The sequence below is a fragment of the Streptomyces sp. NPDC049577 genome (assembly GCF_040675635.1).
Taxonomy (GTDB): Bacteria; Actinomycetota; Actinomycetes; order Streptomycetales; family Streptomycetaceae; genus Streptomyces.
The window spans coordinates 1-8,897 of the sequence record NZ_JBFAPH010000257.1 but is presented as its reverse complement, the minus strand read 5'-3'; the positions used below and the strand labels follow the sequence as shown (position 1 = coordinate 8,897).

The window sequence follows — 8,897 nt, the reverse complement described above, 5'->3', positions numbered from 1 at the left end:
CGGGGGACGGCGACGCGTCGGCCGCCATGGCCGGGGCCGCTGCCGCGCCCAGCAGGGCGGCGCTGACCAGGGCCGCGGCGCCGCGGCGCGCGGGGACGACGAAGGACGGGGCCATGGGGTGGAGCCTCTCGATGGATTCGCTGGGGGTTCACCGCGGCGGGGGCTCCGACAAGACCCAAGCGCGGACCGGGCCCCGGCTTGCCCCGTTCCGAGGGGGATGAAGTTGTCGCCAGTAACTTTAACCGCCCTTGACATGCCCCTCGGGTGGGGGCCCGTACCTCCCCCTTTCCCGCCGCGGCGGCGATCAGCCACGACGTGCGTGTCCGGCGGTGCCGAACCGGCCGTCCTTTCCCGGCCGGGCGCAGGCCCGTCCGGCACCGCCGGACCGCGCCGCGGTGGTGACCCGCCGTTGCGGCGGGGAGTAGGGGGCCGGGGCCGCGCCCCTTCCACCGGCCGTAGGCCACCTCGCGGGCCGCAGCCGGAGCTGCTATCAGTTCTGATGGGCCATCAGAAAATTCCCGAACCCCGCGGGAGGCGTTCCGCAATGTCGCACCCCATCGAGCACCGGCACCTCGTCATCGGCGGAGCCATGGTCGAGCCCGCCTCGCCGAAGTCCCCGCACAGCCGCATCGACGTCGTCTCGCCGCACAGCGAGACGCTGATCGGCAGCGTGCCGCACGCCTCGCGGGAGGACGTCGACCGGGCCGTCGCGGCCGCCCGCGCCGCGTTCGCGGGGTGGGCCGGGCGGGAGCCCGGCGAGCGGATCGAGGTGGTCACGAGGATCAAGGACGGCATCGCCGCCCGCCACGAGGAGATCGCCCGGCTGATCTCCGCGCAGAACGGTTCGCCGTACTCCTGGAGCGTGCTCGCCCAGGCGCTCGGCGCCTGCATGGTGTGGGACGCCGCGATCACCGTCGCGCGCGGCGTGGCGTACGAGGAGGAGCGTGCCGGCGTCCTCGGGCCGTTGCTCGTGCGGCGCGAGCCGGTCGGGGTGGTGGCGGCGGTCGTGCCGTGGAACGTGCCGCAGTTCTCGGCGGCGGCCAAGCTCGCGCCGGCGCTGCTGGCCGGCTGCACCGTCGTGCTCAAGCCCGCACCGGAGACCCCGCTGGACGCCTACGTCCTCGCGGAGATCGCCGCGGAGGCGGGCCTGCCGGAGGGCGTGCTGTCGGTCCTGCCGGCGGGCGCGGAGGTGGGCGAGTACCTGGTCGGCCACCCCGGCGTGGACAAGGTGGCCTTCACCGGTTCCGTGGCGGCGGGCCGGCGCGTGATGGCGGCGGCGGCCGGCCGCTTCGCGCGCGTCACGCTCGAACTCGGCGGCAAGTCCGCCGCGATCGTCCTGCCCGACGCCGACCTCGACGCGGCCGTCGCCGGCATCGTGCCGAGCGCCTGGATGAACAACGGCCAGGCGTGCGTCGCCCAGACCCGGATCCTCGCCCCGCGCACCCGCTACGACGAGCTCGCCGAGCGGCTCGCGGCCGCCGCCTCCGCGTTCGTCGTCGGCGACCCGCTGGACCCCGCCACCCAGATCGGACCGCTGGTCGGGCGCAGACAGCGCGACCGCACGCTGGAGTACGTCGGCCTCGGGCGGCGCGAGGGCGCGAAGGTCCTCGCCGGCGGCGGCCGCCCCGCCGGGCGGGACACCGGCTGGTACGTGGAACCGACGCTCCTCGGTGACGTCGGCAACGGCATGCGCGTAGCCCGCGAGGAGATCTTCGGCCCGGTGGTCTGCCTCCTGCCGTACGACACCGAGGAGGAGGCCGTCCGCATCGCCGACGACTCCGACTACGGGCTCTCCGGCACCGTCTGGACGGCCGACGTCGAGCACGGCCTCGACATCGCGCGCCGCGTCCGCACGGGCACCTACGGGGTCAACACCTTCAGCCTCGACATGCTCGGGCCCTTCGGCGGCTGCAAGAACTCCGGCCTGGGCCGGGAGTTCGGCCCCGAGGGCTTCGCCGAGTACCTGGAGCACAAGACGATCCACCTGCCGGCGGGCCACCGGTGACCGCCGGGGACCCGGAGCGCTGGCGCGTCTCCGTGGACACCACGCTGTGCGTCGGCTCGGGTCTGTGCGCCGGCACCGCGCCCGCCGCGTTCCGCCTCGACGGACCGGCCCGCCGCGCCCGTCCGGTCGCCGAGGAGACCGAAGCCTGCGCGCCGGTACGGGACGCGGCCGAGGGCTGCCCTGTCGAGGCCATCGCCATCCGCCGGGCGGACACGGGGGAGGAGGTCTTCCCGCCGCCGGACCAGGGCATGTCCGACGGATCGCTGCCCGGCCCACCGGACAAGCCGTAGCCCTGGCCGCCGTGCACCCGCGCTCCGCATTGCCGCACCGGGCCCCGGCGCTGTGCGGTCACCACTTGTACGTCCAGACAGTGTCGTTGTACGCGTCGGAGCTGTTCACGTGGATCCGGATGCGGGCGGTGTCGTCCTGGAACGTCTGGCCGGACTTCCAGGTCTGCATGTCCAGCGTGGTGCAGTTCCCGGTGGGGGCGGCGGCGTTGGGGTTGCCCACCACGCGGATCGGTCCGCTGCCGGTGGTGACGGAGGTGTCGATCCGGTAGATCAGTACGCCGCTGGCGCATGCGCTGGAATCGTTGCCGGCGGCCTTGCGCGACTCGGCGACGTAGGCCGTGGTGGCACTGGTCCTGATCACTGCCAGCTTGTAGCCGCTGCCCCCGTACTCCACCGCGTTCAGGGTGGTGGAGTACGTGTTCGCCGTGGACAGACAGGAGACCTGGCTGTCGTTGATCCAGCCGAACTTCCATGCGTGCCAGCCGAGGAACTGCGGGGCCGGGCCGCTGACCTTGCCCATGACGTCCCAGCCGCCGACGTACTGGTGCTGATCGCCGCTGAAGGCGTAGAGATCGGGCAGGCCGAAGGTGTGGCCGGTCTCGTGATCGGCGACCTTGTAGCCCCAGTACCACATGTCCTGTCCGAAGGTCACCGCCCACTTGATCGCCACCCAGGCGTTCGTCGCCCTGTTCCAGACCCAGGTCGGGTCGGTGGGGTTCTGGACCCAGGTGGGGGTGTGGGAGATCGCTGCCGCGGTGCTGGTCGGCACGATGTAGAACATGTCGTAACCGGCGATGTCGACGCCTGCGTCGGCGGCACCGGTGAGCGCGTCCTTCACATATATCCGGTGCGTGTCCCAGGAGAACCCGCGTGCCCAGTTGTAGTCGGTGGAGTTCTTGGGCATGCGCACCCAGTTGCCGTACGGGGCCCTCATGTCCAGCCAGGTCTTGCCGTTGGACGCCTTCCACATCCAGTCGGCGGCGCCGGATATCTGGTTGTAGTAGGGCGTGAGAGGCAGGGACGTCCCGGAAGCGTCGGGGAAGTCCACGTAGATCACGCCCACGCGCTTGGTGCCCAGCGGGCTCTGGAACCGGGTGTAGTCGGTTTGCCGGCCCTCGTCGGCGTAGCCGGTCGTGCCCTGGAGCGCACATGCCGAGACGCTTCCGCCGGACCCATGAGCAGGTTCGGCGGGGACGATGACCAGGGCAACCAAGGCGAGCAGGGCAGACAGGACGAGTAGGGGCGCCGCGGCGCGCGTGCGCCGCGTCCCGAGCGAAAGGCTCATGATGTGTCTCCGTGGGGGGAGTGGTCCGGGCTTCGAGGCCGGGTGGCTGAAACCTTCTCATGGGCCGTGCGCAGGCGTGGTGTTCACCGGAGGCCGGGGGCGACCGGTGTCCCGATGGGGACCGGCAATGTCAACGCGGCTCGGTCACGCGATCCGCCGGGCCCCCTGACGCCCCCGCCGCCGCCACTCCCGGAGCAGCACCCGCAATGCCGCGCCGGCCGGTGGGCGTGCCGGGGCGTGCAGGAGCGTGCTGCCCTTCGCCAGGGCCGCGTCGGCGGTCAGCACCTCCAGGGTGATGAAGGCCCGGACGAACGCGCGGTGCTCCGGCGGCGCGTGGCCGGGCAGTGGCCGGCTGGCGAGCAGGTCCTCCCGGGCGCGGCGCAGGAGCGTGGCGAGCAGGGCGCGCGTGCCGGGGGTGTCGCGGCCCCGCTCCAGGTCGGCCCGGGAGACGCCGTGCTCCTCCAGCGTGCGCGCGGGCAGCGCGAGCCGGCCCGCGCGCAGGTCCTCGGCCAGGTCGTTGACGAAGTCGAGCCGCTGGCTGCCGTCGATGTACGTCCGGCACAGCGCGCGGACCGTTTCCGGCCGGGCGTCCGGTGCCAGGACCAGGCAGGCGACGAGCAGGAACGCGGGCAGCGAGTAGGCGTCGACGTACCGCGCGTACTCCGCCTCGTCCGCGAAGCCGCCGAAGTCGCGGTCCAGGGGCGCGCCGGCGAGGAACTCCTCGACGTGGCCGGCCAGCCGGGGGTGCACGGAGGCGGTGTGCAGCAGGGGGCGCAGCACCGGGTCGTCGCTGTGCCCGGTGGCCAGTGCGTCGCGGACGGCCTTCTCCCACTCCCGGAAGGACTCCGGGTCCGCCGCCTCGCCGTCGAGGAGGGTGTCGGTGTGGTGCATGAAGGCCGTCGCGGCGATGACGTGCGGGACGACCGGCGGTGGCAGCAGCAGTCGCACGGCGATGTAGGCGTGCCGCCGGTACGCGGCGACCACGGCCCGCTGCCGGGTGTACTCCTCCCGCAGGCGTGGTTCTTCGACGCCCGCGGCGGTGAGCGTCCTCTTCCAGGTGCGCATCCCGCGACTGTAACTCCTGCAACTCCCGTTCAGCCGCGGTGGCGTCCCCGCTCGCCCGGTGGGCTGATGAGGAGGTTGCCCATGGTGCCGGTGTCCTCGTGCGGAAGGATGTGGCAGTGGTAGACGGTCTTGCCCGTCGCGTCCGGGCGGAAGTACATGCGCACGGTGATCTCGCCGCGCGGCGGGAGCCGGTAGGTGTCCCACCAGATGTCGGGATCGGTGTGCCAGGAGGCGTCCCCGGACGGGATGCCCTTGATGTCCACGACCTGGAACGGGTTGACGTGGATGTGCATCGGGTGCTGGAACGCGTCCCGGTTGACCAGGCGCCACTCCTCGATCGTGCCGGCCTCGACCTCCTGGTCGATGCGGTCCATGTCGTAGAACCGGTTGTCCAGCGGGAAGCGGGCGCCGGGGCCGGCTCTGCCGGAGGTGTCGCGGGAGAGGGTCAGGGTGCGCCGGCGGGCGACGGGCAGGCGGGGCATGCGGGGCGCGGCGACGAGGCGGCGTGGCACGTGGCCCGTCGTCCGCCGGCCGGTGACCTCCAGGGTGCCCAGCTCCAGCGCGGGCCGGGAGGCGCGCGGCTGGCCCTGGTGGTAGGAGGCCGCGTAGATCCGGTACCGGCCGGGGGCGCCGCCGCGCACGATGAACTCGGCGCGGTTGGCGGCGGCCAGCATGATGGAGGGGACGGGCCGGGTGCAGGGGAAGGGGATGCCGTCCGCGCCGATCCAGTACAGGGTGTGTCCCTCGATGTGCAGCCACAGCTCGCGGTGCGGGGTCGCGTTGAGCACCCGCCAGCGCTGGGTCTCGCCGGGCCGGATGCTCGCCACGGGCCGCAGCTGGCCGTTGAGCGGGTAGAGCAGGTCGGCCGGCATGTCGGGGTCGGTGGCGAACGGTTCGTCGCCCGCGGTGGGCACCAGGTTCACGACGGGGTTCTCGCCCCTGCGGTCCACGCGCAGCCCGCTGACGACGATCGTCCGTTCCCGCATGTCCGCGATGCCGGACACCCGGTCGATATCGCCCTCGACGACGAGCGGCCCCGCCAGCCCGGCCCAGGCCTGGTGCGTGGTGGAGCCGTGGTAGTGGGGGTGGTACCAGTGCAGGCCCGCCGGCTGGTCCTCCGGGACGTCGTAGACGTACTGGAACCGCTCGCCCGGACGGACGCGCACCTCGACGTTGTCCGCCCTTCCGGCGGGGGAGACCTGGAGGCCGTGGGTGTGCAGATTGGTCGTGATGGCCTCGCGCGCGGCGGTCTGCCCGGCCGGTTTCCGGGTCGACCCGCTCGGCCGCATCCGGTTGCACAGCAGGATGCGGACCCGGTCGCCGGGACGGATGCGCAGCAGCTCGCCGGGCAGCCCGCCGTTGTAGGTGTCCAGGTGCAGCCGGCGGCCGCCCACCACCGGGCCGGTGGTGGCCACGCGCAGGGTGTGCTCCAGCAGCCCGCCGCGGCTGCGCACCTCGGGCAGGTCCCGCAGTGGCGCGCCCTCGGCGGAGAGCGTCAGGGCGGAGGCCGCGGTGTCGGACAGCACGGGATCGGCCACGGCCGCCCCGGACGTCCCCGCCCCGGAGGCGCCCGCCGCCCCGGAGGCCCCCGCCGCCTCGGCGGCCTGGGCGGCCTGGGTGGCCTCCACCTCGGCGGCGGACCCGGCGACACCGGCCAGAGCGGCGCCGGCGCCGGCCCCGCCCAGTCCCCGGAGAACATAACGGCGTGTGAGGCCCCGGCCCTGAGTCATGACTGCGCTCCTTCCGGAACTCGTTGTCATCTCATATGACCGGATGTCCGGCGGGCAGCCCGGCGTGGTGCGGCGCGAAACGCCGAGGAGGTCCCCCGTCCGAACGCGTCGGACGGCGCGTTCCGGTTACTCATGCGTACCGCACGGTCGCTTGGTGACACGTGTGACTGTTCCGCCTCCCGGCCGCGTGGAAATCTCGACGCGTCGCAGCCGAGGGGGGAGAACCCATGGACAGCCGGTACGAGGTCTACTGCCTGGCCGACAGGCACTTCTACGAGACCCCGGACCGGCTCGCCCACGCCTCCGCCGCCACGGGACAGAGCGCGCTGTTCGAGACGGCGCGCCGCCCCGCCCCCGAGGGCTGGGAGGCCGCCCGCAGCGGCGACTGGCTCGTCCTCACGCCCGTCGCCGCCGTCGCGAGCGGTGCCCGCCCGCAGCCGGCCCAGGGCTGGAAGATCCATGTGTCCGCCACCGCGGACACCGCGGAGAAGACGGCCGCCGCCGTCTGGGACTACTGCGTCCCCCGCGCGATCCCGTTCAAGTTCGTGCCCGGCCCGCACCTGCTGCACCTGCGGAACAACAAGTACGCGGCCCGCGACCACAGCGGAAAGTTCGTCACCGTCTACCCGGCCGGCGAGGAGGAGCTGCACACCGTCCTCACCGAGCTGCACGGCATCCTCGCCGGTGGCCCGGGCCCGTACATCCTCACCGACCTGCGCTGGCACGAGGGCCCGCTCTATGTGCGCTACGGCGCGTTCGCCCGCCGCTTCTGCGTCGACGAGCGCGGCACGCTCGTCCCCGCGATCGAGGACGGCGAGGGCCGGCTCGTGCCCGACCCGCGCACCCCCGCCTTCCAGGTGCCCGCGTGGGTGAAGCTGCCCGCCTTCCTCGAACCGCACCTCGCCGCGCGCAACGCCACGACCGTCGGCGACCTGCCGTACCGCATCGAGAAGGCCCTGCACTTCTCCAACGGCGGCGGCGTCTACCGGGGCACCGACACCCGCGACGGCCGCGCGGTCGTCCTCAAGGAGGGCCGCCCGCACGCCGGGCTCGCCTCCGACGGCGCCGACGCGATCGCCCGCCTGGAGCGGGAGAAGGCCGCGCTGGAGAAGCTCGACGGGCTCGGCGTCGCACCCGCCGTGCGCGACTGGTTCACGCTCGGCGACCACCGCTTCCTCGTCATGGACTTCATCGAGGGCCGCACCCTCAACTCCTTCTTCGGCGAACGCCACCCGCTGCTCGCCGCCGACCCCGGGCCCACCGCGGTCGCCGACTACACCGCCTGGGCGCTGCGCATCCACCGCGCCGTCGAGGAAGCGGTCACCGCCGTGCACGAGCGGGGCATCGTCTTCAACGACCTGCACATGTTCAACATCATGGTCGCGCCCGACGAGCAGTCCGTGGCCCTCATCGACTTCGAGGCCGCGGCCCCCGCCTCCGAGCGCGGCCGCCAGATCGTCGCCCACCCCGGCTTCTTCGCCCCGCCGGACCGCACCGGCACCGACGTCGACCGGTACGCCCTGGCCTGCCTGCGGCTCGCGCTGTTCCTGCCCGTCACCACCCTGTTCGTCATCGACCGGGGGACGGCCGCCCACCTCGCCGACGTCATCGCCGCCAACTTCCCGGACATCCCGGGCGAGTTCCTGGCCGAGGCCGTCGCCGAGATCACCCGCAACGACCCGCCCCGCCCGCCCCGCGCCCTCCCCGAGCCGCGCGACTGGCCGGTTGCCCGCGACTCCATGGTCCGCGCGATCCTCGCCTCCGCCACCCCGGACCGCGACGACCGGCTCTTCCCCGGCGACATCGCCCAGTTCTCCGACGGCGGCGGCCTCGGCCTCGCCCACGGCGCCGCCGGTGTGCTCTACGCCCTCGCCGAAGCCGGCGCCCCCCGCTACGAGACGGGCGAGCAGTGGCTGCTGGAGCACACCGCCCCCGTACCGCCCGGCACCCCGCTCGGCCTCTACGACGGCCTGGCCGGCATCGCCCTCGTCCTCGACCGGCTCGGGCACACCGGACGCGCCCTCGACCTGACCGCCGCCCTGCTCGCCGAGAAGTGGCAGCACCTCACCTCCGACCTGCGCAGCGGCATCGCCGGCATCGGCCTCCTGCTCGACCACCTGGCCCGCACCACCGGCGAACGGCACTTCCACGAACGGGCCGTCGAGGCCGCCCAGCTCCTCGCCGACCGGCTCACCGCGGCCCCCGGCGGCACGGCCCCCGGCGGCTCCGACCGCCGCCGCGCCGGCCTGATGCGCGGCGCCACCGGCCCCGCCCTGCTCTTCCTGCGGATGTACGAGCGCACGGGCGCCCCCGCCCTGCTCGACCTCGCCGGCACCGCCCTGCGCACCGACCTCGCCCGCTGCGTCACCACCGCGAACGGCACCCTGGAGGTCGACGAGGGCTGGCGCACCATGCCGTACCTCGGCGACGGCAGCGCCGGCATCGGCGCCGTCCTCGACGACTACCTCGATCTTCGTCATCGGCGACCGCAAGCTGGACCTCGCGGTGCGCCTGGAGGTCGC

The 8,897-nt window shown here is 73.7% G+C and carries 6 protein-coding genes; 3 read left to right on the top strand and 3 right to left on the bottom strand.

The features are described from left to right. Window positions 1-544 precede the first annotated feature (544 nt). Both AB0K09_RS24320 and AB0K09_RS24315 read left to right on the top strand, forming a co-directional pair. Window positions 545-2,005 carry an aldehyde dehydrogenase gene (locus AB0K09_RS24320; RefSeq protein WP_366067499.1) on the top strand — a complete coding sequence of 487 codons (1,461 nt, stop codon included), beginning with the start codon at window positions 545-547 and terminating at the stop codon, window positions 2,003-2,005. Beyond that, window positions 2,002-2,295, top strand: a complete 294-nt coding sequence (locus AB0K09_RS24315; protein ID WP_366067498.1) for a ferredoxin — start codon at window positions 2,002-2,004, stop codon at window positions 2,293-2,295. Before AB0K09_RS24320 ends, AB0K09_RS24315 begins: the two co-directional genes overlap by 4 nt. 58 nt (window positions 2,296-2,353) lie before the next feature. Here AB0K09_RS24315 and AB0K09_RS24310 read toward each other — a convergent pair whose 3' ends face one another. From AB0K09_RS24310 to AB0K09_RS24300, 3 genes are all read right to left on the bottom strand, one after another. Beyond that, the gene (locus AB0K09_RS24310; protein ID WP_366067497.1) at window positions 2,354-3,580 is read right to left on the bottom strand and encodes a M6 family metalloprotease domain-containing protein; all 1,227 of its coding nucleotides are present in this window, start codon (window positions 3,578-3,580) and stop codon (window positions 2,354-2,356) included. A 144-nt stretch (window positions 3,581-3,724) separates the two neighbouring features. After that, window positions 3,725-4,645: a squalene/phytoene synthase family protein gene (locus AB0K09_RS24305; RefSeq protein ID WP_366067496.1), complete on the bottom strand. Its 921-nt coding sequence runs from the start codon at window positions 4,643-4,645 to the stop codon at window positions 3,725-3,727. 29 nt (window positions 4,646-4,674) lie between these two features. Further along, complete coding sequence (locus tag AB0K09_RS24300) at window positions 4,675-6,375, bottom strand: multicopper oxidase domain-containing protein (protein WP_366067495.1); 1,701 nt, start codon at window positions 6,373-6,375, stop codon at window positions 4,675-4,677. A 227-nt stretch (window positions 6,376-6,602) separates the two neighbouring features. Here AB0K09_RS24300 and lanKC point away from each other — a divergent pair. Then, window positions 6,603-8,897, top strand: a 2,295-nt coding sequence (gene lanKC, locus AB0K09_RS24295; protein ID WP_366067494.1) for a class III lanthionine synthetase LanKC, incomplete at its 3' end; no start/stop codon positions are given.

Bases quoted from the DNA above. Each gene is read 5' to 3' on its own strand.
- AB0K09_RS24310 (WP_366067497.1), bottom strand. From the start codon at position 3,580: ATGAGCCTTTCGCTCGGGACGCGGCGCACGCGCGCCGCGGCGCCCCTA.
- AB0K09_RS24300 (WP_366067495.1), bottom strand. From the start codon at position 6,375: ATGACTCAGGGCCGGGGCCTCACACGCCGTTATGTTCTCCGGGGACTG.
- AB0K09_RS24320 (WP_366067499.1), top strand. From the start codon at position 545: ATGTCGCACCCCATCGAGCACCGGCACCTCGTCATCGGCGGAGCCATG.
- AB0K09_RS24305 (WP_366067496.1), bottom strand. From the start codon at position 4,645: ATGCGCACCTGGAAGAGGACGCTCACCGCCGCGGGCGTCGAAGAACCA.